We start from the raw sequence: 26,998 nt of genomic DNA, 5'->3' as shown, positions 1-26,998 counted from the left end.
TTGCAAAGAACAAATAATGGCAGAAGTTGTTATGCGGCTTTTATTGAATTATTTTCCTGTCGTGTAAGAGTGGTAAATAGTAGTGGAGATCTGTATTATAAATTCCGGCTTTGTGCAAAGGAGTGTGTATTGATCATGCAGAAGAGGTCGCGAAAAAAAATAATAAAGATCTTCATCTTACTTAACGCTATTGCCAGGAGATATTAAGGCGTTGAAAAGATTACCGCCTTTGCATGGGCTGAGGCTATTCATACTTTACGAGGTCAAAAATAAACGTCGTGCCTGTTCCCGGTGTGCTCGATACCTGCACAGAGCCCCCGTTATTTTCCACCATTGTTTTGATCATATACAAACCGATCCCTTTTCCTTCGCCAACAGTGGTAAGCCGGCGGAATGGTTTGAAAATATCGGAAGAGTTTTGCGAAAGGTCTATGCCGATACCATTGTCTGTATAAGTCAGCCTGACACCTTTCTTTGTTGGTTCGGTAAGAATGGTAATAGACAACGGTAGTGCTGACCTGTATTTAACTGAATTGCTGATCAGGTTTGTCAGTATACTTTTTGCGTAACCTTCAAGATAAGAGAGTGTTTCTGCCTTTTTGAAGTTGAGGTGGATCTTTGCTTTCGTGCTTTGTATTGAAGCTCTGTGATCTTCTTCTACTTCCTGCATTAATTGGGCAAACCGGACATCACGGATTACTTGCTTGTCGGGGTTTTGAATATGAAGAATGTCAATAAGACCATGGATCGTTTTGTCCAGGCGGTTCACTGAACGATTGATCACATCAGTGAGCCTGGCATCCTTTTCACCAGGTTGCATTAACGAAAGGGAAAGCTTGAGGCTTGTCAGTGGTGTTTTGAGATCATGGGAAATCGCAAAAGTGAACTCCTGCATGTTTTTGTTGCTTTGCCGGAGCCGTTGGTTCAGTAACTCGATCTGATCCTTTTGCTGGCGCAGTTCATCTGTTATTTCCAGGAGTTGTGCATTGCGGATCTTTAGTTCTTCGTACGCGCTAAGGCTTGGTTCATCCTGGATATGCTTTTTCCATCCATCAATGATGATCTTGCTGAGTGAAGTCTTTTTTGAGAAAGATGTTTTACGTATGCGGACAACTGTTCCGCCGGTTCCGGATCTTATTTCGAACTGGTCAGACAGCCTCCTGGCAAAGATGATCCCCAATCCGCGGCCACGATAAGTCAAAGGATCACGCTCAAGGATCTTATCCAGACCTGTGATGCCTTTCCCTTTATCGCGGATCTCTGCCTCGATGGCTGCTTTCTCCGAATCGTTATCTGCGTAAAAGATGATATTACCTTCGCGGGCATATTCGAGGCAATTGCGGCAGATCTCGGAAACCGCCGTAGCGAACCGGGTTTGTTCAGGCAGACTAATACCGGCAAATTTGGCGATCTGCATGGCGCGCCGGTGTGCAAGCACTACGTCCATTTCATTGGCGATATTCAGCTTCGTAACCTCGATCTTCATGATGCATTTTTTACATAACGGATCACTGATACAGTAGCGTCATCGGTGCTCCTGAAATGGTCTTTGAATAGTGCAGCGCAAAGAATGGTGGAATGATGTTGGAGTATCTTCGGATATTTAGCGAGATCCCATCTTCCGGAAATGCCATCCGTATGCATGATCAGCATATCCAGTCTTTTATCCCATGGAATAACGGTGTTGTTTATCGTATTAGGAATAGTATGTCCAACGATCCCGTTATAGGAGTTAAATGTTCTTGAAGACATGGACAATGGCTGACTGATCAAACGTGTCAGGATATTACCAATGCCACAATAGGTCAGTTGTTTGTTTACATTATCAATGTATGCGATTGACATGACGGCTCCACGTGTTTTACGGATATCTTCATGAATGCTGCGTAAGTGTTCATTAGCCTGGGTGCCCGATTGCGCTGAAAATCCCGTGATCGCCCTGGTGGCGGCGGCACTTGCTTCCGGCCCGTGGCCAAGGCCATCTGCCATACATACCCTGGTTATTTTATCCGTTCCATTCATGCTCCAGTTATCACCACAGGCCGTTTCACCGGGTTTTGATACGCGAATGGATTCCATGACTATGCAATCAGTTGGCTTGAGGGCCTTCTTTGTTTTTTTGAAAACTCTGCTTATAAGAATGGTACCCCATCCAACCAGGGAATAGATGTCAAAGACGTCGGATAGACGTTTGATCGCACCGAGTCCCTGCCCTAATGTATTTTTTGTTGAAACGCCATCTCTCAGCATACTTGACGTAGCTGCAATCCCCGGGCCATTATCGATCGCGACAAGTTCAAGGCCATTCCGGTCGTCCTCTTCGAGGATCCGGCATAAGACCTGGCCGCCGTGTGTGGCATGTTTTACCAGATTTGTTGTTATTTCTGCTATGATGATCTCTGTTTCTGCAAGACGATGACCGGTAAGGCCTGCCTTTACAGCCATCGATTTCAACTCCGCACGTGCGATGGCCTGATAACTCCTGTCCGGCAGATTGATGATGGAATGAATATGATTAACCATTCTTCCATTTTGTAATAGTGACGGTAGTTCCCTTTCCCAGCTGGGTTTTTATGTCAAAAATGCTGACAAGTCTTTTCGCGCCGGGAAGTCCCAATCCAAGACTTTTGCCAGTGGAGTATCCGTCTTGCATGGCTTTCTCGATGTCGGGGATGCCAGGGCCCTGGTCAGAGAATGTTAAACGGACCCCGGTCTGAAGGGTCGCATGGCTAATGATCTCGCAGAGTACTTTTCCTCCATTCGCGTAACGCAACATATTCCGCACAAGCTCGCTTGCTGCCGTGAGTAATTTCGTTTTATTGACAAGACCCATCTTTATCTTGTCCGCATATTCAGCTACACGGTTGCGGAAAAAGACAACATCCTGCTCTTTTTCAATCTTGATGGTATCTTTATTCAGCACTATCATCTTCGTCTGTTGAAGTCGTTTCTTCCTCCTCGCTGTCCAGTATTCGGTTTCGCTTCAACAGTTCCATTCCTTTTTCTACGTTCAATGCGGTACGAACGCCGGTCATTGGCAGTCCGAGCTCGATCAGCGTGATCGCTACAGCAGGCTGCATACCCACCACCACTGTGAGGGCGTCCAGTATTTTAGACATCTGGGCGATATTGCTCAATATCCGCCCCATGAATGAATCGACAATATTCACAGCAGAGATATCGATCAATACACCTTTGGCCTGGTGTTTATTGATCATATTTACCAGGTCTGCTTCAAGATTCAGGGCGAGCCGGTCATACAGGTCAATCTGTACGGTGACGAGCAGGAAATCGCCCATTTTCAGAATGGGAATCTTCTCCATAGTAATTAACTGGCCGTTTTATCGGTTTTTTTTCTGACTTCGAGTCTCAATGTCTGAAATGCAAAACGCAATGCATGTGACAAGGAGGCTTTTGTATTTATTCCGGAAAGATCGATCCCAAGATGTACAATGGTCTGTGCGATCTCCGGGCGGATACCACTGATGATACATTCCGCACCCATCAGGCGCGTAGCACTTACTGTTTTGATCAGATGTTGCGCGACCAGGGAGTCAACCGCCGGTACGCCGGATATGTCAAGAATGGCGATAGTACTTTCTGTTTCAACGATCTTCATCAGCAGGCTTTCCATTACAACCTGTGTACGCGAACTGTCAAGCGTACCGATAATGGGAAGCGCAAGGATATTGTCCCAAACCTGTATTACGGGGGTTGATATATCCGAGATCTCGTTGGTTTGACGGATGATCACCTCTTCTCGGCCCCGGATGAAGGTTTCAAATGTGACAGTGGCCAGGCTGTCGATGAGTTTGTTCACCCGAAGTATTTCGGTGTACAATTTTTTGAGATCCGTGATCTCCTTCTCCAGCGTTTTAAAGATTGCTTGTTTGAGACTGAAAATATAATAGCCGGTCTCCCGCGGCGAAAAACCGTGGCGGGCCCGGTTAATAGAGATGCCGGCAAGCATCTCGTTCAACTTATCAAAGTTGCTGCTGTTGCTGTCTTCCAGGAGATCATCTTTAATAGCAGCCAAAAACGTCTTCAGAAATTCCTCCGACTCTAAGCGGAGCTCTTCGTTAGAGATCAGGTCTTCCCGCAAACCCTCGTCCTGCATTTGCTGCGTAAGCCAGTCCTCATGTAATTTTTTAGCGTTCTTGTTAAGAGCCTGGTATACGGTGATTTTTGCTGCCATATAAATGATTATATCGCAATATACCCTATTGTCCCTGAGAGGGAATAAATATTTTCTGATAACCAGCCTTTTACGCTGATATCAGGGTTTTCCCGGATAGATGCACTGGTCGCAGGCCACTGATGATGCCCAACCTGCTGCCGGCAACGCTGACCAGCCAGTCTGTTGTCTTAGCGATTCTCTGTCGGTTATCGGCCCAGGCCCGCAGCCCCGGATCACGTACCTTCCGCACGTCTTTTGCCAGCCTTTCTCCCTTTTATCATCAATTTGTCCCCTCAACCTCATAATTTATCGATTTTACCCCCTTCTAATCTGATTCACCCCCCTGAATCAGGCTAAACTGACTATTAGTTTTAACATGAAATTGACACCTGGCGCTTTGCCAGCATACTAACGACCAAAACAACGGCCATATGACTGACCTGCTTTCTGTATGTCTCAAACTGAGCCAGCAGTTAAAAAACCAGCCCACAAAGCGGTTTCGAACCTGGACTCCCCGTATTTTTCTTCTATCCATCGTATTAATGACCGGGCAAACCGTGCTGAATGCGCGGGAGAATGCAGCCGGGAAAGCGGATTTTCTTCCGCAACAAACTGAAAAAGAATACAAAGGGCGATTGATCTCTGTTGATAGCACTCCGCTTGCCGGGATCATCATCACTAACTTGCGGTCTTCCGCATCTGCCGTAAGTAATGCTGAAGGCAACTTTATCATTTATGCGAATGCTGGCGACCGACTACGGTTCGCCGGTGCGGGTTTCCAGACCCAGGAGCAAACGGTGGGTAATGAAATGCAGCTATTATATATTATAGATGAAGAGCAGGAGCTGAACGTGATCGGCATGCCGGTACGCAAAACCACGGAACGGATCTACACTTCCGATCCTCAGCATCTTTCTGTCGCTTCATCCGATGTAGTATACAGTCCGCAGATCACCCGCACCCCGGTCACCAGTTTTACGAACACACTGGCCGGCCGGCTAGCTGGCCTTTACACACTTCAGTCTGCCGGTCTTCCCGGTGGAGACGGCGCCAGTCTCAGCCTTCGCGGCCAGCAACCTGTCATACTGATCGATGGTGTGGTCGCCAGCCTCAGCACATTCGACCTCGAAGAGATCGAATCGATCACGGTTTTGAAAGATGCCCTCGCTACGGCCATGCTTGGCTCGAGAGGTGCACGCGGAGCAATCCTTGTGACCACCAAAAAAGGCAAACAGGGGACACAGCAGATCTCTTTCACCGCACAATCGGCGATCCAGAAACCGATGGGCTTTCCCGTAACACTCAGGGCGTATGACTATGCCAGACTGCGCAATGAAGCATTACGGAATGACGGCATTGATAGCCTGAACTCCGGTCTTTACTACAGCCAGGCAGCCCTCGACGCCTACAGAACAGGCAGCAACCCGTTCGCTTATCCAGATAATGACTACCGCGAACAACTCACGGAAAACTCCTCAACATTCAAACGTTATACCGTCAGCGCAAGCGGTGGTAACCGCTACGCACGCTATTTCGTTTCACTGGAACATGCCAATCAATCCGGATTTTTCAGAACGGTTGACAGCAATAGCTACAATACCAACAACTCTTTCAAAAGCTACGTGATCCGATCAAATATTGATGTGAACATCACACCAAAACTGACCGGTGGAATTTACCTGCTCGGACGGATCATGAATTCGAATGAGCCCGGTGTAACTACGGGGACGGTTTTGGCGAATATGCTGCTGACTCCGGCAAACGCTTATCCTTTACTGAACCAGGATCAGAGCTTTGGTGGTTCTCAACTTTTCCAGGATAATATGCTGGCACAAACGATCAATTCCGGGTATCGTCAGCGTTATTTCAGAGACATCCTTGTAAACGCTTACCTCAAGCGTTCGCTTGATGAAGTAACTCCCGGACTGTATATCAAACTTAAAGCAGCTTACAACTCGACGCTTGGTGAAGATATCAACCGTAGCAAAACTTTCGCTGTCTTTCAGCAAATGCAAACCGGATATACACAATTTGGTTTGAACGGCGCGCAGGGTAATAGTAATGGTATCGCTTACCAGGGCCGTACGGATTATGAAGAGCTGAGCATTGGTTATGACCGCACTTTCGACGGCGTGCATGGTATCAGTGCTGTAGTATTGGCTAACCGCGATAATAATATCAATGGCGATGTGTTGCCATACACGATCACCGGCACATCCGGTCGTGTTGCATATAATTATAAAGGAAGATACATGGCGGAAGTGGCGTTCGGTATGAACGGCTCCAACAGATACCCTCCTGCAGGAAAAACCAAACGTGGATTCTTCCCGTCCATTGGCCTCGGATGGAATATTGAACAGGAAGATTTCATGAAGAATTCAAGCGTGTTCAACCGACTTAAACTTTATGCTTCCTATGGTAAAGTAGGTTGGGACGCTCCAGGATATTTCATTTACTATCCACGCTTCTTCGACGGTCCGGCCGCATACTTCGGTACCGGCGCAGGATCTGTGACAACCATTTCTGAATGGACATTACCAAATGCCGGTATCACTTTTGAAAAAGCAAACAAGCTGAATCTTGGATTGTCTGGCTCTGTGCTGAATGATCATCTCAGTTTTACAATTGAATACTTTAATAATAAGTACTCTGATCTGCTGATGCCAAGAGGTGGTAACAGTACTATCATAGGAAATGATTACCCGTTGGAAAATATCGGTGAGAACCGTTACTCCGGGTATGATGCGACGGCTACATGGCGCGGATCAGTTGGTAAGATCCAGTACTTTGTTTCTGCCAATGCATCCCGTGTAAAGAGTGAAGTGATCTATATGGACGAGGTATACCGCCAGTACGATTGGATGAAACAAACCGGCCAGCCTGTTGATCAGTTGATGGGATATCGTGCGCAGGGATTATTCCAATCCCAGGCCGAGATCAACAGCAGCGCTACGCTGCAGGGCTATACTCCGCAACCTGGTGATATTAAATATGCTGATCTGAATGGTGATGGAATCATCAACCAGTTTGACCGCACAGCCATCGGTCGCGCAAGACCTTTATTCTATTATGGAGTTTCTTTCGGTGTTAGCTGGAATGGTTTTGATCTTAGTGCACTTGGACAGGGCGCAGAGAACCGCGATATCTACCTTAGCGGTGCTGCTTATTGGGCATTTCAGAATAATGGAACAGGTCAGGCATACAGTCATAACCTCGACCGTTGGACTCCCTCAAATCCTGGTGCAACTTATCCACGCCTCAGTTATGGTCAGAATATCAATAATGATGCGGCCTCCTCTTTCTGGGTGAAAAGCGGTGATTATTTCCGGTTGAAAAATGTGGAGATCGGTTATACATTCCCTGTTTCACTGGTAGGAAAGATCGGTCTGAAAACAGTTCGTGTATTTGCGAACGGCTACAATGTATTCACCAAAGCCTCCAAAACGATCGGAGATAGAGACCCAGAATCATTTGTGGGCGCTTACCCGCTCCAAAAGCTCTACAACTTCGGTATCAACATTAAATTTTAAGACTGCGCTATATGAAGAAAATATTTCCAATAATCACGATGGTCGCTTTCGGAGGATTGTTGCTTGCCACATCTTCCTGCACCAAATATGAAGAAGAACCGAAGGACTGGTTCACTTCAGGACTGACATTCGATACGCTTGATCAGAATGGTACAGTGGCAGGGTTTAACCTGAACAATATCTATACTTATATACCGGATGGATTCAACCGTATTGGCGGCGATTTCCTCGACGCAGCTGCGGGTGATGCATTGCCATCCCGTTACAATACGCTTGTCGAGAACTATATCAAAGGCGCCGTAACGGTGGTGAATAATCCTGATCCTTATTGGGGTAACAGCTACTATGGCATCCGCCGTTCAACTATCTTCCTGCAAAATATGGACCGGGTGCCAATGGCACTCGCCACAAGAACGATCTGGAAAGCAGAAGCAAGATATCTCCGTGCATTCTTTTACTGGGAACTGCTGAAGCGTTATGGTGGTGTGCCTTTGCTTGGTGATGCCATTCTCAGCATGGATGATAATATCTCTCTTCCGCGCAATACGTTCGAGCAAACAGTGAATTATATCATTAGTGAATGTGATGCAGTGAAGGGCGATCTTCGTGCAGATAACGTTTCGACATCAGATTTCGGACGTATTACAAAGGGCGCTGCTGTTGCCTTGAAATGCAGAGTGCTGTTGTATGCAGCAAGCCCGCTCTTCAATGGAGGCGGTATCGAATCAGACCCGGTTAAAAAAGCACTGACCGGCTATCCGACGGCAGATCCAACCCGCTGGCAGAAAGTGGTGGATGCCGCTACAGAGTTCAACGCATTAGGCACTTACTTCAAACTGGTAACGAGCGGTACGCCAACCGCGTTCACCTCTGTGTTCATAAATAAAATGAATACAGAGATCATTTTTGCCAAACAGGTGGCAAACAATGCAAACCTCGAGAATTCACAATCGCCTGTCGGCTTTGTAGCATCGAATGCAAGAAGCCAGGGTTTGACAAGTCCTACGCAGAACCTTGTTGATGCATTTCCGATGTTGAACGGAATGATGATCAACGAAGCGGGCTCGGGTTACGATGCGGCAAATCCTTATGCAAACAGGGATCCCCGTTTAAGTGCAACCGTTTTTCATAATGGCGCAACATGGTTGAGCCGGGCTGTTCAAACCTACCAGGGAGGCCTTGATCGCCCGTCTGATAACTCTTTGTCAACGATCCAGACGAGAACAGGTTATTACCTGCGCAAATTCCTCGGAAACTTCGCGACGTCAACAGCCTATTCAAGCCAGAGCCACAACTTCCCCATCTTCCGTTATGCGGAGATCGTCCTGAATCATGCAGAAGCATTGAATGAACTGAACCAGGTGGAAGCAGCCGTTACGCAGATCAAAACACTGAGGGCACGTGCAGGCATCACTGCAGGAACGAATACTCGATATGGGATAAAAGCCGCGATCACACAGGCTGAAATGCGTGAACTGATCCGCAATGAACGCCGCATCGAGCTGGCATTTGAAGAGCATCGTTTCTGGGATATCCGCCGCTGGAAAATTGCCGACCAGGTATTGAACACAACACTTACCGGCATCCGCATTACCAATGGAACCCCACTTACATACCAGGTGGTACCTGTAGCAACATCGAGATTCGAGACAAGGCTTTACCATATGCCGATCCCTCTCGATGAGATCAATAAGAATACACAGCTCATCCAAAACGAAGGATGGTAATTATAAAAAACTAAATGCTTTTAGATGAAAAAGATTGTTTGCATATTAATCATGATAAATGCTTTCTGCCTGGGAGCTTTCGCCCAGGTAAAGCAGGTGTCCGGGCTTGTGGTTGATTCGCTTGGGACGCCTATCATCGGCGCGACTGTGCTGGAGAAAGGTGTGAGTGCCAATGGTACGAGCACTAACGCGGAAGGCCGGTTTACAATAACACTGAAAGGAACATCCCGTGTGATCGCCGTTTCTTATATCGGTTACCGCGACAGGGATTTTACAATAGGTACGAGTGGTAATGTGCAGGTAACATTATATAGTACGATCGGCAGCCTGTCTGATGTAGTGGTGGTTGGTTATGGCCGTCAGAAGAAGATCACTACTACCGGTGCTATCAGTACCGTATCAGGGGTGGAGCTTAGAGAAAACCCTTCCGCGAGTGTGCAGAATACACTCGCTGGCCGTTTGCCCGGTTTCTTCTCTCAGCAAACATCCGGTCGCCCGGGTGCGGATGGTGCGGCTTTTTACATTCGTGGTGTGAGCTCATACAACACCGGAAGTACCTCTCCGCTCATCATTGTGGATGATATCGAATTCTCTTATGATCAGTTTGCGAGACTGGATCCGAATGAGATCGAATCGATGAGTATCCTGAAAGATGCATCAACGACAGCTGTGTATGGTGTAAGAGGGGCGAATGGAGTTGTGGTTGTCACAACCCGCCGTGGTAAGATCGGTGCTCCGCAGATCTCGTTCCGCGGTGAAACAAGTTTGTCGCAGCCGACCATCATGCCAAAGTTCCTGAACTCGTACGATGCTGCTATTCTCTATAACAAAGGAAGAACCAACGATAACCAAACTCCATTCTTTAACCAAACGGCTCTCGACGCATTCCGGGATCATACAGACCTGTACACTTATCCCGATAATGACTGGAAAGAGATCCTTTTCAAAAAGTTCAGCACGCAATACCGCGGCAACTTTGATATCACCGGTGGTACAGAACGCGTCAAATACTTCATCTCTGCCGGTTATCTTAACCAGGATGGTATGGTGAAAGATTTCGGAAGCAAAGTGGGGATCAATAACAACTTCTACAACCAGCGTTATAACTACCGTTCCAACGTGGATATGAAGGTGACAAAGACAACAGATTTCCGTCTTGACCTTTATGGAAATATGAGCACCATCAACCAGCCGCAGGTCGGTAGTCCGAACGGATGGAATGATGTGTTTGCAGATTATGGCAGCCTCTGGACATTGGCGCCATGGGCGTACCCGATCTACAACCCGAACGGAACGCTGGGTTACAGCCAGTGGCAGAGAAGCCCGGGCACAGGCGGAACGGTTTATGATGCGAATAATATCATCGGACGTCTAACCTATCTCGGTTACACGCGTACATCGGAATCGAACATGAACCTGGTGGCAACGCTTAACCAGCGCCTTGATTTCATCACCCGTGGTTTGTCACTGAAAGGCACCCTTTCTTATGCGTCGAGCTATGCAAACCCGAACGTTTCTATGAGTGGTGGTGATTTTCCTTCCTATATCTATGATCCTGCCACTGAAACGTATGCGCCCCGAAACCCCAACGTATTCCGTGTAAGACGTTTGATCCGCGGATCGAATAACGGTAGTACTGTTCGTAACGTAACGGCGCAGATGTTCCTGAACTATGACAGAACATTCTCCGGCCGTCATCACGTCTATGGCCTGGCATTGTTCAGCCAGAACTCAGCAACTGCGGCGAGCGGAACAAGTGCATACAATTTCATTCCGAACAACTTCCGTGGTTTTACCGGTCGTGTCGGATATGACTTCAAACAGAAATATATCGTAGAGTTCAACGGAGCATATAATGGATCAGACCGTTTCTCAGAAGATAAACGTTATGGCTTCTTCCCGGCGGCATCAGCGGGCTGGAACATTTCAGAAGAACCATTCTTTAAAGACAATATCAGTGTGATCAACCGGATGAAGATCAGAGGTTCTTACGGTCTCGTTGGTAATGATAAGATCGGTTCAGGCTTCAGCTACTACTATCAGCAGATCTATTCTGCGCCAGGAAATATGGTGTTCTTCGGTGATCCGAACGCGAATGCAGCAGGTGCGGTGTTTGAAGGAACATTGGGTAACCCGGATGTAAGCTGGGAAAAAGAGAAGAAACTCGACATAGGCGTGGAAATGGGCTTCTTTAAAAATAAAGTCTCATTAACAGTTGAATGGTTTGATAATAACCGTTACGATATCCTTACAACCAGGAGTGGTCCAAACTCATCTGTTTCTTCTGTGATCGGACAGGGATTGCCTGCGGTGAACCTGGGTAAGGTGAACAACCGTGGTTATGAGATCGAACTGAACTATGCAGATAACATTACGAAGGATCTTTCTTTCTCCGTGAAAGGAACGTATTCTGTTGCGAAGAATAAGATCGAGTTCATGGATGAGCCTGCATACAGGTTCGCTTACCAGTCATTCACAGGTAATGCGATCAATGCACAGCGTGTTTATACATGGGTTGGCTTTTATAAAGATGCGGCAGATATCGCGGCAAGTCCGAAGCCTGCAATCGCAGTTCGCCCCGGCGACCTGAAATATGCTGATCTGAACAAAGACGGGATCATTGATGGTTTTGATACACAGGTACAGGGATATCCGAATATTCCTAATACAACAGGTGGTCTGCAATTAGGGATCCGTTACAAAGGCTTTAATATCGGTGTATTCTTCCAGGGAGCGATGAACTTTAACGTGAGAGGAGCAGCTGAAGCGATCCAGCCTTTCGGAGGTAATTTCAGAGCGATCCATCAACAGGCATGGACTCCGGAGCTCGGTGATAATGCGCAGTTCCCGATGTTGAGCTTTATCCCGGGTATCAGTGATTCCAGGGCTTATCCATCTACATTCTGGCTGATCCCGGGTGATTACATCCGTCTTAAAACAGCAGAGTTCGGATACTCGCTTCCCTCGAAATTCGTGAAGTCATTACGCATGAAAGATATCAGGGTTTATACGAACGGGTATAACCTGTTCACCTGGACAAAGCTCAACAAGCTTTATCAGCTTGATCCGGAGATCGGTCAGGGTTCAACAGGTACGAGTGGTACAGACCGTGTGAACTATCCGCCACAACGCATGATCAACTTTGGTATCAGCGCAACATTCTAACGATATTGTCAAATTGCGATTTATCGCTTCAACTATTTAGTAAATGAAAAAGATCTTAACCATCATCAGCTTTTCAGCCCTGCTGGCAGCCTGCTCCAAATCGGGCGGCTTCCTGGATGATAAATCAACAGCGCTTGATGAAGCTCAGGTTTTCTCAGATAGCTTACGTACGATACAATTCCTGAATGGTATTTATGCGGAAGGAACATTCGGTAACACGGATTTTGCCGGGATTGGTTTCTCCTTCAATAAACGCCGCTGGGAAACACATGGTAATCAGGAAACTTCTGCGGATGATGCAGAGTACTCATTGAGTTCCGCAACACGCCCTTCTGTAATGTTCTACCAGGGTACATTCTCTGCAGCAAACTATGGATCAAGCCCGCCAGCTACAGATTTCTGGCAGGTGCCTTACCGTAATATCCGCCGCGTGAACCTGCTTTTATCAAAACTGGAAAGCACACCTTTATCAGCCTACATGAAATCACGTATGAAAGGTGAAGCGAAATGTCTTCGTGTGTGGTACTATCTGCAGTTGATGATCGTGTATGGCAGCGTGCCTAACGTGGGAGACCAGGTGTATGGTATTGCAGACTTCCTGGATATACCAAGACAGAAGTTTTCAGATTTTGTAGCATATCTGACGAAAGAGCTGGATGAAGCAGCGGCACTGTTGCCCACTCCTAATGCAGCATTCCCGGTTGGGTATGACGCACTGGACTATGGCCGTGTAACAAAAGGTACTGCCATGGGATTGAAGTCACGCCTGCTGTCTTATGCAGCAAGTCCCTTGTTCAATGGCGGCGCAATTGATGCGGCGTCTCCCCAGCAAAAAGAACTGGTCAGTTATCCGGCATATGATGTTGCACACTGGCAAGCTGCCGCGGCAGCCGCAGAAGCGGTGATCAATTCAGGATATTATTCCCTCATCGTTAATAACACACAACCCGGCCTTGGTTTCTATCAGACATTTCTCACCCGGACAAATCCGGAGAATATCTTTGTGGTGACCCGTCCGAATAATAAAGATTTTGAAGCCTACTATCTGCCGCCCAGCAGAAGTGGTCAGAACTATTCAAGACCCACGCAAAATCTCGTTGACGCATTCCCGATGATCACAGGTAAAGCGATCACAGACCCAACTTCGGGATACGATCCGCAGAATCCTTATGTAAATCGTGATCCGCGCTTCCGATATTCTATTATGTTTAACGGTTCCCGTTATGCCGCAAACGATAATACGCAGAATTTTGTCTGGACTTATACCGGCACCGGTCAAACCGGTGACGCATTCTCTTCCGGCGGTAATACCGGTTATTTCACCCGCAAGATGTGTGACAGTACAGTTACCAACAGCATCGGTGCAAGCCCTGCGAGAAACTGGCCGATCATGCGGTACGCAGAGATCTTGCTGAACTATGCAGAGGCGATCAATGAAGCCGGACAAACGACGCTCGCTTATCCTAAGCTGGCACAGCTGCGCGACCGTGCAGGTATTGAGCCTGGTGGTGATAATCTCTATGGCATGAAGGCTGGTATGACTAAAGAGGAAATGCGCGCATTCATCCAGAATGAAAGAAGAATTGAACTGGCATTCGAAGATCATCGCTGGCATGATATCAGAAGATGGAAGATCGCGATGACATTATACAATGGAAGCAACAGAGGCTTTAACCGGGTAATGCATCCATTCCTGGTGTCAGGAACAACACCTGCTACTTATAAGTTCAATTATGTAATTGAGAACAATATTCGGGAACACGTTTTCCGGCCGGAGATGTACCTGCTGCCGATACAGGATGCAGAGATCAGGAAAATGCCGGCGATGCTGCAGAACCCGGGATGGTAAAATGTGGTTGAACGAAATCTGCCTGGCGTATGAGTATCGCAAGGGACGCTAAGGGGCGCAAAGGACGCGAAGATATCAGTCTTTAATACGTAATTGCGTTGCGTTCTTTGCGCTTCCATTGCGCTCTTTGCGATACTTCTACACGGCGGCTAATCAAAAACTGAAAGCTTCATAAAAGATAATCGTTTGAAAAACTGGCGGACGCATATTGTTTATGTTTTGTTTCTTGTTCTGATCGCTGAAACGAATGCTTCAGCTCAGAAAGTCAGAGTGGTGGATATCGCCAAAGGTTGGGCCGGCAACTCCATAAATACCGTCGTGTTCCGCAAGAATTCGCTGGCGAGTTTTAAAGACTATCAATTCACCGGTTTTTATGATTCACTCGGTTTTATGGTGATAGGGAGACGTAAGCTCGGTAGTAAAAGCTGGGAATTGAAGCAAACGTCTTTCAAGGGAAATATAAGAGATGCTCACAATAGCATCAGCATGATCGTTGATGGCGAGGGTTTTTTGCATATCGCCTGGGACCATCATAATTCAAAGCTTCGTTATGCCAAAAGCAAAGAGCCTTTGTCTTTGGAGTTGACGGAGGAAATGCCGATGATCAGTACATCGGAGAACAAAGTTTCTTATCCGGAGTTTTATACCATGCCTGATGGTGGTTTGTTATTCTTCTACCGCGATGGTGGTTCGGGTAATGGCAATATGGTGATCAACCGGTATGATCTTTTGCAAAAGAAATGGAACCGCGTTCAGTCAAACCTGATCGATGGAGAGGGCAAGCGGAATGCCTACTGGCAATCGTACGTTGACGCCAACGGCGTGATCTATCTGTCCTGGGTCTGGCGCGAGTCTCCCGATGTGGCCAGCAATCACGATATGTGTTTCGCTAAGTCAATGGATGGCGGACAGAGCTGGCAGAAGTCGACTGGCGAGAAATATAATTTACCTATTAATGCAACAAATGCTGAGTATGCGTGTCGTATTCCGCAGAAAAGCGAATTGATCAACCAGACGTCCATGCATGCAGATGGTTCGGGGAATATCATGATCGCTACCTACTGGCGCGATGCGAACAGCAACATTCCTCAATATCATCTGGTTTATAATAAAGGCCAGGGGTGGAAAGTGATGTCACTTGATTTCCGTAAAACTCCCTTTAGTTTAAGCGGAACGGGCTCGAAGAAAATTCCTGTTGCACGCCCGCAGGTATTGATCAGGAAGAAAGGAAAGAATACAAGCGCATGGTTGTTCTTCCGCGACGAGGAGAGAGGAAGCAAGGTATCTGTGGCAAGCATAAAAAATATTGGTCAGCAGAAGTTTACCGTGAAAGATCTGTTCGAAGGAGATACCGGCGCCTGGGAGCCTTCATTCGATACAGATCTCTGGAAAAAGAAAAATATTGTTCACCTGTTTGTACAACGAACCGTGCAGGCAGATGGGGAAGGGCTTACTTCAACGCCACCTCAAATGGTACAGGTGTTGGAATGGAAACCCTGATAAAAGAATTTATCATGATGAAGACGAGTTTTTATATCGCATCCTGTGTCGCGTTCGCCTTATTCACGGGTTGTACTTCGCAGAAAAAGTCCCTGACTTCGATGATGGGAACGGATCAGCAGCAGGTGCTGGCGGTGATCGATAAAGTGAATACAAACTGGCAACAGACCCATCCGGAACCCGGCCGCGCTTTCTGGGATAACGCGGCGTATCATACAGGAAATATGGAAGCTTATTTTCTTACAAAAAATGAGACGTACAAGAAGTATTCTGAAAAATGGGCTGAACAGAATTTGTGGATGGGCGCAAAGTCAACCGACAAATCGAACTGGAAATACAGCTACGGTGAAAAAGATGAGTATGTTTTGTTTGGTGACTGGCAGATCTGTTTTCAGACTTATATAGATCTCTACAATATCGATAAAGATGAAAAGAAGATCGCACGCGCAAAAGAAGTAATGGAATACCAGATAAGCACACCAAAGAATGATTACTGGTGGTGGGCTGATGGTTTGTATATGGTCATGCCGGTGATGACGAAGATGTATAAACTAACCGGTAATAAGCTTTATCTCGAAAAACTGCACGAGTACCTGGCTTATGCCAATAGTATCATGTATGATTCAGTGGAACATCTTTATTACCGCGATGCAAAATATGTTTACCCAAAACATAAATCCGCCAATGGGAAAAAGGATTTCTGGGCAAGAGGTGATGGTTGGGTCTTTGCCGGCCTGGCCAAGGTGATCAAAGATCTGCCGGCTGACGCGCCTTATCGCCAAGAGTACGTAGCAAGATTCAAAGCGATGGCGGCTGCAATAAAAAGCAGTCAGCAGCCCGAAGGTTACTGGACGCGCAGCATGTTTGATCCCGCGCATGCGCCCGGCCCGGAGACAAGCGGTACATCGTTTTTTACGTATGGATTTTTATGGGGAATGAATAATGGTCTTCTTGATAAGAAAACATATTTACCCGTTGTGCAAAGATCGTGGGCCTACTTAATGGATACAGCGCTTCAGAGTGATGGACGTGTGGGGTATGTGCAACCAATTGGTGAACGGGCTATTCCGGGTCAGGTGGTAGATAAGAACTCTACAGCGAATTTTGGTGTTGGAGCGTTTTTGCTGGCTGCCTGTGAAATGTACAGGTTGCTGGGTGGATCTGCGTAAGGTTCCCACAGATAACGCAGATTTTATACGCGATGCTATTGAAGTGTTTTGCCCAGATAAGCTTTCTGATTAATCGAAGCGCAGATTACGCAGATAAGCGCCTTCTATCAGAGATCTATCTGCGAAATCAACGTATGCTAATGAAAAAAGTGATCAGGAGACTATAAACAGGTTGCAACTGGCGGAGTGTTTAATCTGCGTAATCCGCGGGAAACTACGCCAACCGAAAATAAAACCTGTCAGTACTATAAAAGAACTTGCCTTCAAAGGCAAAAGACTGTTGAGCAAAGCAGTTAATCGTAGCAACATTTAAAAGCAAACAGGCTGTTTCTACAGCCAGTTTTTAATTCAAATGAAAAATTTTATAATGATCAACTATTTTTTTACCCGCAGTGACCTTCGTTGTCTTGCATTGACCGCATGCATTGGATTGTCGGCTCTGTCAACCTCTGCTCAGTCAAAAACGGTAAGTGATTTTACTCCAGGCGCAGAGTGGTTTGATACAAAAGGAGAAATTATCAACGCCCACGGCGGCGGAGTGATCTATGATAACGGAAAGTATTACTGGTTTGGTGAGAAACGAGGCCGGCACGCATCGGAAGGTGTGAACGTATATTCTTCCACAGATCTCTATAACTGGCAGTATGAGTCACTGGCATTGGCGCAGGACAAGGACACCACAAGCGATATAACTGTTGGTTGTGTGATGGAACGCCCCAAGGTGATCTATAACCCGGCCACAAAAAAATACGTAATGTGGTTTCACCTTGAATTGAAAGGTAAAGGCTACAGTGCGGCACGGGCAGGCGTAGCCGTAAGTGATAAAGTGACCGGCCCGTTCAGGTTCGTACGCAGCTTTCGTCCAAACGGAAATATGTCAAGAGACATGACATTGTTCGTGGATAAAGATGGATCAGCTTATCATATTTATTCCTCACGGGAAAACTATGATCTGCGGATCGCAAAGCTGACTAAAGATTTTCTTGATGTGACTGCGGAAGATAAAATGCTTTTCAGCAATCATCGCGAAGCTCCTGCTGTTTTCCAGCAAGACGGTAAGTATTATATGATCACAAGCGGCTGCACCGGATGGGCGCCGAACAAAGCTGTATTGCATACAGCCACATCTGTCTGGGGGCCATGGGAAGCATCAAAAGTGAACCCGATGAGCGGTCCGGGTGCTGATACAACATTTGGCGGGCAATCAACTTATATACTACCGGTCAGAGCGAAAAACAATGCCTATATTTTCCTGGCAGACCGGTGGAACCCGCGTAACCTGAAAGATAGCCGCCATCTCTGGCTGCCCATCCGTTTCCGTGACGGATTGCCCATCGTTGAGTGGGCCGATAAATGGACGCTTGATAATTTTTAAACCACACCCCATAAATCGCAGTATTACTGTATTCACAAAGAGAGTATATGATGAAACGAGTTGTATTGAAGACTTTCAAGTTAAGCTGTTTACTACTGACCGGTGTTTATGCTTTGGCGCAGAACACAAACAATGATTGGGAAAATCCAACCCTGTACGAAGTAAACAAGGAAGCTCCGCACGCCAGCTTTATGCTTTTCGATAACCAGCAGGACGTGATCACGGATGATTATAGCAGATCGCCTTTCCATCAGTCGCTGAATGGAACATGGCGTTTTATTTACACCGATAAATATGCCAATCGTATCCAGGATTTTTATAGAGATGATCTTGATACTAAAAGCTGGTCGGATCTTGCCGTTCCATCCAATTGGGAGATCAAAGGATTCGGCGTGCCGATCTATACAAACATCACGTATCCGCATCCAAAGAATCCGCCGTTCATCGGTCCGGATAATCCGGTTGGAACTTATCGGCGTGATTTTACCGTACCCGAGTCCTGGAATGGAAAAGAAGTGATCCTTCACTTCGGCTCCATTTCCGGCTGTGCTTTTATATATGTAAATGGTCAGAAGGTTGGGATGACAAAAGCATCCAAGACCACTGCCGAATTTGATATCACGAAGTACCTGCGTAAAGGAAAGAACCTTCTTGCTGTACAGGTTTTCCGCTGGCATGACGGAAGTTATCTCGAAGACCAGGATTTCTGGCGTTTGAGCGGCATCGAGCGTGATGTATTTCTTTATGCAACACCCAAACAAACGATCTGGGATTTCTTTCTGAAACCGGGATTGGATGCGGCTTATAAAGATGGATTGTTTGAAGCGGATGTAACGTTGAGAAACTTTAATCCAGACCCGTCTTTCAAAGGAACGGTGAGTGTATCATTGTTTGATGCAGCAGGTAGATCCGTTTTCAAACAGGAGCAAAAGATCATCGGCTCATTAGATTCATTCCAGACAGTTACGGTAAAAGGAAAAATCAAGGCTGTACAGAAATGGAGTGGCGAATCACCTAACCTGTACAGTTGTGTGATCATTTTGAAAGATGCAGCAGGTGCTACAATATACACAGGTGCGAAGATCGGTTTCCGTAAAGTGGAGATCAAAAATGCACAACTGATGGTGAACGGCATGCCGCTGATCGTAAGAGGCGTTAACCGTCATGAACACGATGATGTGCACGGCCACGTGCCGCTTCGCGAAATGATGCTGAAAGATATCCGGCTGATGAAGGAGCTGAACATTAATGCGGTAAGGTTATCACACTATCCGAATGATCCGCTTTGGTATAAACTCTGCGATCAATACGGACTTTATCTGGTTGACGAAGCAAATATCGAAACACATGGAATGGGCGCGGAATTCCAGGCATGGTTTGATAAAGCAAAACATCCCGCGTATATGCCGGAATGGGCGGCTGCACATATGGACCGTGAGAAGAGAATGGTGGAGCGTGACAAGAACCATCCGTCTGTAATTATCTGGTCGCTGGGAAATGAATGTGGTAATGGTCCGGTGTTCCATGATGCGTATAAATGGATCAAAGAGCGTGATGCGTCCAGACCCGTTCAGTTTGAACAGGCGGGTGAAGACTGGAATACAGATATCGTTTGCCCGATGTATCCTGCCATCCGAAACATGAAACGCTATGCGGCGGATAGTTCAAAGAAGCGTCCTTACATCATGTGTGAATATTCACATGCGATGGGTAACAGTAATGGTAACTTCCGCGAATACTGGGATATCATTGACAGTTCACCGCATATGCAGGGCGGATTTATCTGGGATTGGGTTGATCAGGGTATCAAAACCAAGGATGATAATGGAAAAACATTCTGGGCTTACGGTGGTGATCTCGGTGGGTTTTATTTTCAGAATGACGAGAATGGCGTAGCAGATGGCATGATCAGTTCTGACCGCACACCTGACCCCGGAGCGTATGAAGTGAAGAAAGTGTATCAACCTGTTTCTTTTTCTACAAAAGATCTTCTAACCGGAAAAGTACTCGTGAAGAATTTGTTTGCGTTCACGAATCTCAGTCAATATCAGTTTCGCTGGGAGTTGATCAGTGATGGAAGAAAGGTAGCCGAATCTTTATTTACGGTGGACGTTGTTCCGGGTAAAGAAAAGGAGATCACCATCCCTGTATCAACGTTCAACGTGCCTGACGGTACTGAGACATTTGTAAACATTTCTTTGATAACAAAATCAGAAGAGGCGATGCTGCCTGTTGGGCATGTGGTCGCGACGGAGCAATTTAAATACAAAGGAGATTTCTTTGCATCAAGACCCAAATCCGGCGGAACTTTGACCATCAAAAAATCAGCAGATAAGATCGAGTTTCAATCTGGTGATATAAGCGGAGAGATCGATCTGAAGCAGGGGACTGTGCGGAATTATAAATCGAAGAATGGCGCGCAGCTCGACCGTTTCCCGGAACCTTATTTCTGGCGTGCCCCGAATGATAATGATTTCGGGAACAATATGCCATCCAATCTTGGGATCTGGCGTGCTGCCCACCAGGGAAGAAAACTGAAGTCAGTTGCCGCGGGAGAGCAAACAGAAGCAGGTATTCCTGTAAAAGTTGAATATGAATTAACGGGTATCAATGTTCCGTATACGATCGAATATCTTATTCGTAATGATGCGAGCATCCGTATCACTGCATCCATGGATATGACAGGACGTGATCTGCCGGAGCTTCCGCGCTTTGGCATGCGAATGCGTTTACCGGGAAGGCTTGACAGTTTGCAGTACTATGGTCGTGGACCATGGGAAAATTATAGTGACAGGAAAGAGTCTGCATTCCTTGGCGTGTACGGAGATAATGTGCGAAACCAGTATTACAAAGGTTATATCCGTCCGCAGGAAAGTGGGTATAAAACGGATGTGAGATGGTTTTCGCTTACTTCGTCGCGTGGCAGTGGAATTATTGTAGAAGGTTTACAGCCGATCTGTTTCAGTGCAACGAACTACTCAACCGAAGATCTTGATCCGGGATTGACGAAGAAGCAGCAACATCCAACGGATCTGCCGCCGTCTAATGTGGTGCATGTGAATATTGATCTGAAGCAGCGTGGGGTAGGAGGTGATGATAGCTGGGGTGCATTGCCGCATGAGCAGTATCGTTTGCTGGATAAGAAGTATTCGTATAGTTATATCATCCACCTGGTAGATAGTAAATAGCAGACCGGAATATTGCCGATCTGGACCTTTCCAGTGTGGCGTATCAGCTACGCAAAGAGCGCAAAGAGCCGCAAAGGTCGCAAAGGAATTGCTCAAGCAAGATTATTCTTTGCGTTCATTGCGGCTCTTTGCGCTCTTTGCGTAGCTGATACGCCATCCAATATTTAGCGGTATTATTATAGTGGAGAATACAGGGTTGGGAACCTGCCCTCCGTCGTTCGTTTCCCGTACATCAACTGTCCGTAAACGAACACTTTCGTGTTTCCGCTAATCCGCAAAGGATTGTTATTGAATCTATTATTATTTTGGAACGGATTTTATTGAGAATGCGTGTGCTGCTTTAACGCAATGAATTCACCAAAAACTATCCGGATGTCCACCAATTTTAAAACGCTTCTCAGGCGTCTTGCCCGCTATCGCTTATTTACCGCATTGAATGTGCTCGGTCTGGCGATCGGCATCGCTGCCTGCTGGGTGATCTACACGCTTGTCAGCTATGAGTTCAGTTTTGAGAAAGATCTCCCGCAGCGTGATCGCACTTATCGCCTGGTGACAGGTTTTATTTTCGATGAAAAGGAATCGTACAATGGTGGCGTGTCTGCCCCGATGTACCAGGGAATCCGCGAGCAGGTGCGCGGGATTGATCGTGTTGTTCCCGTTTTTGGTAAGTGGATGAATACAGCAAAGGTTGAAAGGGCTGGCGCAGAGCCGCTGATCGTGGAGGAACCGAAATTCACTGTAGAGGTAGACACGAATTACTTTGCCATGGTGCCGTATAAATGGCTGGCGGGGGATGTACAAAGCGCATTCAATACTCCCAGTAACGTGGTGCTTACGGAAAGCCGGGCCAGATCTTATTTTGGATCGATTGACCCACAACAATATATAGGCAAAACGATCATTTATAATGATACACTCCCAAAAAGAGTTGCCGGTATCGTAAAAGATATTGAATGGTCAACGGAATTCAAGGCACAGGAGTTTTATCCAATGCAGTCAAAAGTGTATGAACTTGGTGCCTGGACAAATACGAATGGCAGTGACAAAGTCTATCTACAGCTTTCTCCTGATGCAGATACAGCGAAAGTGCTTGCACATATCACTGCGGTAGCAACAAAAAAGTGGAATGAATTTGAACAGGAAAAAAAACCAACCTGGTCAATGAAACGATGGTTTGAGTTGTTGCCCATAAAAGAATCTCATTTTTCTACCTATATAAAAGAATATGATACCCGCAAGGCAAGCAAAACTGTTTTGTATGGTTTGATGGCTCTTGGCGGTTTCTTGCTGATCCTTGCCTGTATCAATTACATTAATCTCAGTACTGCATTAGTACCTCAAAGAAGCAAGGAGATTGGTGTAAGAAAAGTTTTGGGAAGCGGCAGGCTGGCACTGATCAGACAAGTGTTTTCGGAAACGATGGTGACCGTCGTTCTGGCAATTATACTTGCTTTCTTATTAACAAAGCTTGCATTTCTATTGCTGAAAGATATCATTCCTGAAGGGACCGTGGAGTATTCAAATCCATGGGGATTGGTACTGTTCCTGGCTCCATTGCTTTTGCTGGTTACAATTCTTTCCGGATGGTACCCGGCCTGGTTGATCGCGAAAGTTCAGCCAGTAAGTATCATGAGAGGTCAGGCTATGTCCAGCACTGGTAATAGCAGACAGGTATTAAGAAAAGTGCTGATCATTTTCCAGTTTGTAATAGCACAGGTCTTTATTATTGGCGCATTGATCATGGGTTCGCAATTGAGCTATACCATGAAGAAAGATATGGGCTTTGATAAAGAAGCAGTCCTTCTGGTGGATGTTCCCTGGAAGATCCTTCGCAATGAAAAATTTGAAACCAAACATTTCACATTAGCGGAAGAATTGAAAAAAGAAGCAGGTATCAGTGCAGTTTCTTTGGGTACAAAACCGATGTCAAGTGGTTATTCTTCCAGCATGTATGAATATAGGGGAGAGGATGCAGGCAAAGAGCCGATAAAACGGCAGGTTTTTCGCAAGTCAGTCGATACCTCTTACATTTCCCTTTATAAAATGCAACTGCTCGCTGGTCGTAATTTGCATGCATCTGACACTACACGGGAGTTTGTGATCAATGAAACAGCAGTTAATGCCTTTGGCTTCCAATCTCCGCAGGATGCGCTGGGAAAGTTTATCGGGCAGGAGAATCAAAAGTATCCGATAGTTGGTGTGGTGAAGGATTTTCATATGCTGGACTTTCACACAACTATTGATCCGGTTGCGCTTATGGCAAATAAAGACAATCTCAATTCTATAAATATCAAGCTGAATACAACCGATCCTGCGAAATGGCAGGAAACTATCAAGCGTATTGAAAAGAAATGGGCGGCACTTTATCCGCCGGGTACATTTGCATATAAGTTCTATGATCAGGAACTTGAAGCGATGTATAAGGAAGAAAGGAATTTCTCGATGCTGATCAATCTCGCCACCGTTATTGCCATTGTGATCAGCTGTCTTGGTTTGTTTGGTTTAGCTATTATCACTTCATTCCAGCGTACCAAAGAGATCGGGATCCGAAAAGTACTTGGTGCTTCGGTAAGTGGTATCGTCAGAATTCTTTCATCCGATTTCATCAGGCTGGTATTAATCGCACTGGTAATTGCGTCACCCATTGCGTGGTGGGCGATGAATAAATGGCTGAGTGATTTTGCGTATCGGGTGCAGATCAGTTGGTGGATGTTCGCGGTGACAGGTCTTCTGGCCGTGATCATTGCCTTGGTTACGGTTGGATTTCATGCGGTGAAAGCAGCGGTAGCGAACCCGGTGAAATCATTGAGGAACGAATAAGGTTATCGAAGATCATGTTGAATCGGCAGGCGTAGAAGTAACGCGGCGGACGCGGCGATACGCGGCGAGCGCAACGCAATACAATTTTCAATGGCTGTTTTCGCCGCGTCCGCTGCGTATCGCCGTGTCCGCCGCGTTACTTCTACGCAAGTCAACTTAATAGGGCAACCCAGAAAAAGAAGAGGCGCAGAAATGATCTGCGCCTCTTCTTTTTCTGGGTTCTTAAATAACCGACCGTCTGCGGTTTGTCTGTATTTACTTCTTGATCATTTTGAAAGTAACAACTTCACCAGCCTTGTACGCTTTCACCACATAAATGCCGCTTCCGAGATCTCCGAGTTGAATGGTTTGTCCGTTAACCGGATTAGCCAGTGTTTTTACCATTTGGCCGTTCATGTTATACCACTCAAGACGATCGATGATCGCACTGCTGCGCAATACCGCGGATCCGGATACAACAGGGTTCGGGTTCAGGTCCAGTTGCAGGTTGCTGTCTTTCCTGATCGAGATCGTTCTGCTGTATTCTACCGTTCCGTCAATGCTGTTCAGTACAAGTCTGTAATAAACGGTGTTAGCAGAATAGCTTGCTGCATCGAGATATTCATAGTTGAATACGCCTTCCTGCAAGGGGATGTCTTTTGAATAGATATTTGTGAAATTGGTTCCGTCGATGGATGACTGCACTGTATAGTTCTTACCATCATTATGTTCTTCCACACTCCATTTCAACAGTGCCCCGGTGCCTGATCTTGCACCACTGAAGCTCAGCAGGCGAACAGGGAGAGGCGTACCGCAACCGCTTTCCAGGCGGATGGCGTCTGGCGCTATTGCCTGAACACAATTTTCCGACAGCGGTCTTGATGCGGTTGAATCCAGGGTGCCCGTCGTCTGACCTCTGTAGTACAGCTTGCTTTGCAGCAACAATGTTGCAGGGGTAACGCCTCCGATATCAGCGCAATCCTGGCTGATGGTCACTTTATAGGTCATGTTATAGCTGACTGCATTATTCCCTGATACACTTCCACCGGAAGATGGGCTGCTGCCGGCACCAATACGCGCGATCACCGTTCTGATCGATGCATCATAATTGGCTTCGTCGTCTCCACCGGCATCTGATTTTGCGATCCCGTTTACCGTGATCGAATTAGGGACATACCTGAAATAAGCAGGAAGCGCATTGTCAGCGCGAACACCTGTTGCAACATCGGTACCTGTATTTCTGATCCGGCTTGTCACGAGCATGGTGTCTCCTTTGTCAACAGCCGGACCGTTAAGATTGGTCACCGTGTTCTCCATCAGCATTTCAGGATCGTGTGTATCGATCTCTGAAGTAACTACGCCAAGAACATATCCTTCGTTGATCGTTCTCAAACGGAACTCCAGGGAATTATCATTATTGCGAAGGTACTGCTTGGTGCCGTTATTTAGTTTGTATACGTGAGCATCATAACCATAAGTGTTCTGGTGTGCAGGGATCCTGTTGGTTACAAGAGAAGTGGTATCGGTGATAGAGCTGTTCCATGCGTCACCGGAGTTAGCAAAGATCTGAGCGCCTTCGCCGGCATCCGTCTGAGATTTGAACTGATTATCGGTATTTCTTTTTACATCGAATCCATCTGTTTGCCCGCGGTCGCCATCATATACGATCATACCCATTCTTGCAGCGACATCCCCGGTTGGCGGCGCTCTGAACCCGGTAACGGTGATCGGGCGTGAGTCGAGACCGGCTGAGTTGGTGATCACCACCAGGCCGTCAAAGATGGTCATATTGCGAAGCGGCTGAGTTGCATCGCGATAAACGATCACCATCGTCCAGCCGCCATAGGCGTTGTTGATCGGCTGGCGGGCCGCATTCACTGTATCGCATTTCACGTTTGCGATGGTATAGAAGCCGCTTCCACCGGCGCGAACCAGATCGGTTACATCAGCAAAGGCCTGGTAACCGTGGAAAACAGCATTTACGGTATCGATACGATCTGCTGTAACGGTTGCGTAAGAGCCGCCCGGTGCTTTGAACCGGACCTGGTTCCATCCACCTGCAGACATGGGCAAGGCACCATTGTTCACCTGGTTTTTAGCAATGCCCGCTCCCCAGTAAAGTGCTGCGTACGCTACGCTGCTGCAATCCGGCAGCGTGAGCCCCGCACTGGAACTGTTGAAGGTTGTCGGATCATTATCAATATCGATATTAGTGTTGTTCTCATTGTCATTTTTACAGAGAGCCGGTGAAGCCGGGCAATCAGGCGGTATCGCCGTGTACGTTACCGGACTACCACCCGGCTTTTGCTTGGTAGTGATAATATTATTAGATACAAATACCATCCGGCCTTTGGTATCAGTCGTATACCGAGGTGTGAAATTCCGGATAACCTGGGAAAAGGAGTTTCCCGAGAATAGCAGGGCTACTCCCAAAAGGGCGTAAAGCTTTTTCAAGATTGTAAAGTTTAAAGTGAGCGATTGATTCCGGGAGTCTCGGTAGGTATTGGGTTGAGCGGGTG

15 protein-coding genes are annotated in these 26,998 nt (G+C 46.7%); 9 read left to right on the top strand and 6 right to left on the bottom strand.

All coding sequences use genetic code 11. The annotated features are described in order from the left end of the window. Positions 1 to 244: 244 nt before the first annotated feature. The 5 genes from LZZ85_RS08215 to LZZ85_RS08195 are packed head-to-tail and all read right to left on the bottom strand — an operon-like array spanning position 245 to position 4,195. Positions 245 to 1,486 carry a sensor histidine kinase gene (locus tag LZZ85_RS08215; RefSeq protein WP_237870522.1) on the bottom strand — a complete coding sequence of 414 codons (1,242 nt, stop codon included), beginning with the start codon at positions 1,484 to 1,486 and terminating at the stop codon, positions 245 to 247. Beyond that, positions 1,483 to 2,523, bottom strand: a complete 1,041-nt coding sequence (locus tag LZZ85_RS08210) for an ATP-binding SpoIIE family protein phosphatase (protein WP_237870520.1) — start codon at positions 2,521 to 2,523, stop codon at positions 1,483 to 1,485. The genes LZZ85_RS08215 and LZZ85_RS08210 overlap by 4 nt, the downstream gene beginning before the upstream one ends. Further along, positions 2,516 to 2,929, bottom strand: a complete 414-nt coding sequence (locus LZZ85_RS08205) for an anti-sigma regulatory factor (protein ID WP_237870518.1) — start codon at positions 2,927 to 2,929, stop codon at positions 2,516 to 2,518. The genes LZZ85_RS08210 and LZZ85_RS08205 overlap by 8 nt, the downstream gene beginning before the upstream one ends. Next, entirely contained in the window at positions 2,913 to 3,323 is a 411-nt protein-coding gene (locus LZZ85_RS08200) for an STAS domain-containing protein (protein ID WP_237870516.1), read from the bottom strand. Before LZZ85_RS08200 ends, LZZ85_RS08205 begins: the two co-directional genes overlap by 17 nt. A 5-nt stretch (positions 3,324 to 3,328) precedes the next feature. Next, on the bottom strand, positions 3,329 to 4,195 hold the full coding sequence (locus tag LZZ85_RS08195) for an STAS domain-containing protein (protein ID WP_237870514.1): 867 nt from the start codon (positions 4,193 to 4,195) through the stop codon (positions 3,329 to 3,331). Positions 4,196 to 4,608: 413 nt separating this feature from the next. Between LZZ85_RS08195 and LZZ85_RS08190 the strand changes: the two genes are divergently transcribed. From LZZ85_RS08190 to LZZ85_RS08150, 9 genes are all read left to right on the top strand, one after another. Next, a complete protein-coding gene (locus LZZ85_RS08190; RefSeq protein ID WP_237870511.1) occupies positions 4,609 to 7,707 on the top strand; it encodes a SusC/RagA family TonB-linked outer membrane protein in 3,099 nt (1,032 codons plus the stop codon). Between the two features lie 11 nt (positions 7,708 to 7,718). After that, the gene (locus LZZ85_RS08185) at positions 7,719 to 9,434 is read left to right on the top strand and encodes a RagB/SusD family nutrient uptake outer membrane protein (protein ID WP_237870509.1); all 1,716 of its coding nucleotides are present in this window, start codon (positions 7,719 to 7,721) and stop codon (positions 9,432 to 9,434) included. Between the two features lie 24 nt (positions 9,435 to 9,458). Beyond that, on the top strand, positions 9,459 to 12,599 hold the full coding sequence (locus LZZ85_RS08180) for a SusC/RagA family TonB-linked outer membrane protein (protein ID WP_237870507.1): 3,141 nt from the start codon (positions 9,459 to 9,461) through the stop codon (positions 12,597 to 12,599). 43 nt (positions 12,600 to 12,642) lie between these two features. Continuing rightward, on the top strand, positions 12,643 to 14,448 hold the full coding sequence (locus LZZ85_RS08175; protein ID WP_237870505.1) for a RagB/SusD family nutrient uptake outer membrane protein: 1,806 nt from the start codon (positions 12,643 to 12,645) through the stop codon (positions 14,446 to 14,448). 186 nt (positions 14,449 to 14,634) lie between these two features. Further along, on the top strand, positions 14,635 to 15,948 hold the full coding sequence (locus LZZ85_RS08170; protein WP_237870503.1) for a BNR repeat-containing protein: 1,314 nt from the start codon (positions 14,635 to 14,637) through the stop codon (positions 15,946 to 15,948). A gap of 14 nt (positions 15,949 to 15,962) precedes the next feature. Then, on the top strand, positions 15,963 to 17,117 hold the full coding sequence (locus LZZ85_RS08165) for a glycoside hydrolase family 88/105 protein (RefSeq protein WP_237870501.1): 1,155 nt from the start codon (positions 15,963 to 15,965) through the stop codon (positions 17,115 to 17,117). A 367-nt stretch (positions 17,118 to 17,484) separates the two neighbouring features. Beyond that, positions 17,485 to 18,492, top strand: a complete 1,008-nt coding sequence (locus LZZ85_RS08160) for a glycoside hydrolase family 43 protein (RefSeq protein WP_237870499.1) — start codon at positions 17,485 to 17,487, stop codon at positions 18,490 to 18,492. Positions 18,493 to 18,539: 47 nt separating this feature from the next. Further along, complete coding sequence (gene lacZ / locus LZZ85_RS08155) at positions 18,540 to 21,680, top strand: beta-galactosidase, LacZ type (RefSeq protein WP_237870496.1); 3,141 nt, start codon at positions 18,540 to 18,542, stop codon at positions 21,678 to 21,680. Between the two features lie 372 nt (positions 21,681 to 22,052). Next, complete coding sequence (locus tag LZZ85_RS08150) at positions 22,053 to 24,500, top strand: ABC transporter permease (protein WP_237870494.1); 2,448 nt, start codon at positions 22,053 to 22,055, stop codon at positions 24,498 to 24,500. Positions 24,501 to 24,755: 255 nt separating this feature from the next. Here the strand turns inward: LZZ85_RS08150 and LZZ85_RS08145 are convergent, their stop codons facing one another. Further along, on the bottom strand, positions 24,756 to 26,933 hold the full coding sequence (locus LZZ85_RS08145; RefSeq protein ID WP_237870492.1) for a T9SS type A sorting domain-containing protein: 2,178 nt from the start codon (positions 26,931 to 26,933) through the stop codon (positions 24,756 to 24,758). Between the last annotated feature and the right edge of the window lie 65 nt (positions 26,934 to 26,998).

The organism is Terrimonas ginsenosidimutans (assembly GCF_022012415.1).
Lineage (GTDB): Bacteria > Bacteroidota > Bacteroidia > Chitinophagales > Chitinophagaceae > Terrimonas_A > Terrimonas_A ginsenosidimutans.
Note: the sequence above shows the minus strand (reverse complement) of the source record. Positions and strands in the feature narration are given on the sequence as shown.

What these genes read in the sequence shown, in the direction of transcription:
- LZZ85_RS08215 (WP_237870522.1), bottom strand. Translation starts at nt 1,486, where the DNA reads ATGAAGATCGAGGTTACGAAGCTGAATATCGCCAATGAAATGGACGTA.
- LZZ85_RS08210 (WP_237870520.1), bottom strand. Translation starts at nt 2,523, where the DNA reads ATGGTTAATCATATTCATTCCATCATCAATCTGCCGGACAGGAGTTAT.
- LZZ85_RS08205 (WP_237870518.1), bottom strand. Translation starts at nt 2,929, where the DNA reads ATGATAGTGCTGAATAAAGATACCATCAAGATTGAAAAAGAGCAGGAT.
- LZZ85_RS08200 (WP_237870516.1), bottom strand. Translation starts at nt 3,323, where the DNA reads ATGGAGAAGATTCCCATTCTGAAAATGGGCGATTTCCTGCTCGTCACC.
- LZZ85_RS08195 (WP_237870514.1), bottom strand. Translation starts at nt 4,195, where the DNA reads ATGGCAGCAAAAATCACCGTATACCAGGCTCTTAACAAGAACGCTAAA.
- LZZ85_RS08190 (WP_237870511.1), top strand. Translation starts at nt 4,609, where the DNA reads ATGACTGACCTGCTTTCTGTATGTCTCAAACTGAGCCAGCAGTTAAAA.
- LZZ85_RS08185 (WP_237870509.1), top strand. Translation starts at nt 7,719, where the DNA reads ATGAAGAAAATATTTCCAATAATCACGATGGTCGCTTTCGGAGGATTG.
- LZZ85_RS08180 (WP_237870507.1), top strand. Translation starts at nt 9,459, where the DNA reads ATGAAAAAGATTGTTTGCATATTAATCATGATAAATGCTTTCTGCCTG.
- LZZ85_RS08175 (WP_237870505.1), top strand. Translation starts at nt 12,643, where the DNA reads ATGAAAAAGATCTTAACCATCATCAGCTTTTCAGCCCTGCTGGCAGCC.
- LZZ85_RS08165 (WP_237870501.1), top strand. Translation starts at nt 15,963, where the DNA reads ATGATGAAGACGAGTTTTTATATCGCATCCTGTGTCGCGTTCGCCTTA.
- LZZ85_RS08160 (WP_237870499.1), top strand. Translation starts at nt 17,485, where the DNA reads ATGATCAACTATTTTTTTACCCGCAGTGACCTTCGTTGTCTTGCATTG.
- lacZ (WP_237870496.1), top strand. Translation starts at nt 18,540, where the DNA reads ATGATGAAACGAGTTGTATTGAAGACTTTCAAGTTAAGCTGTTTACTA.
- LZZ85_RS08150 (WP_237870494.1), top strand. Translation starts at nt 22,053, where the DNA reads ATGTCCACCAATTTTAAAACGCTTCTCAGGCGTCTTGCCCGCTATCGC.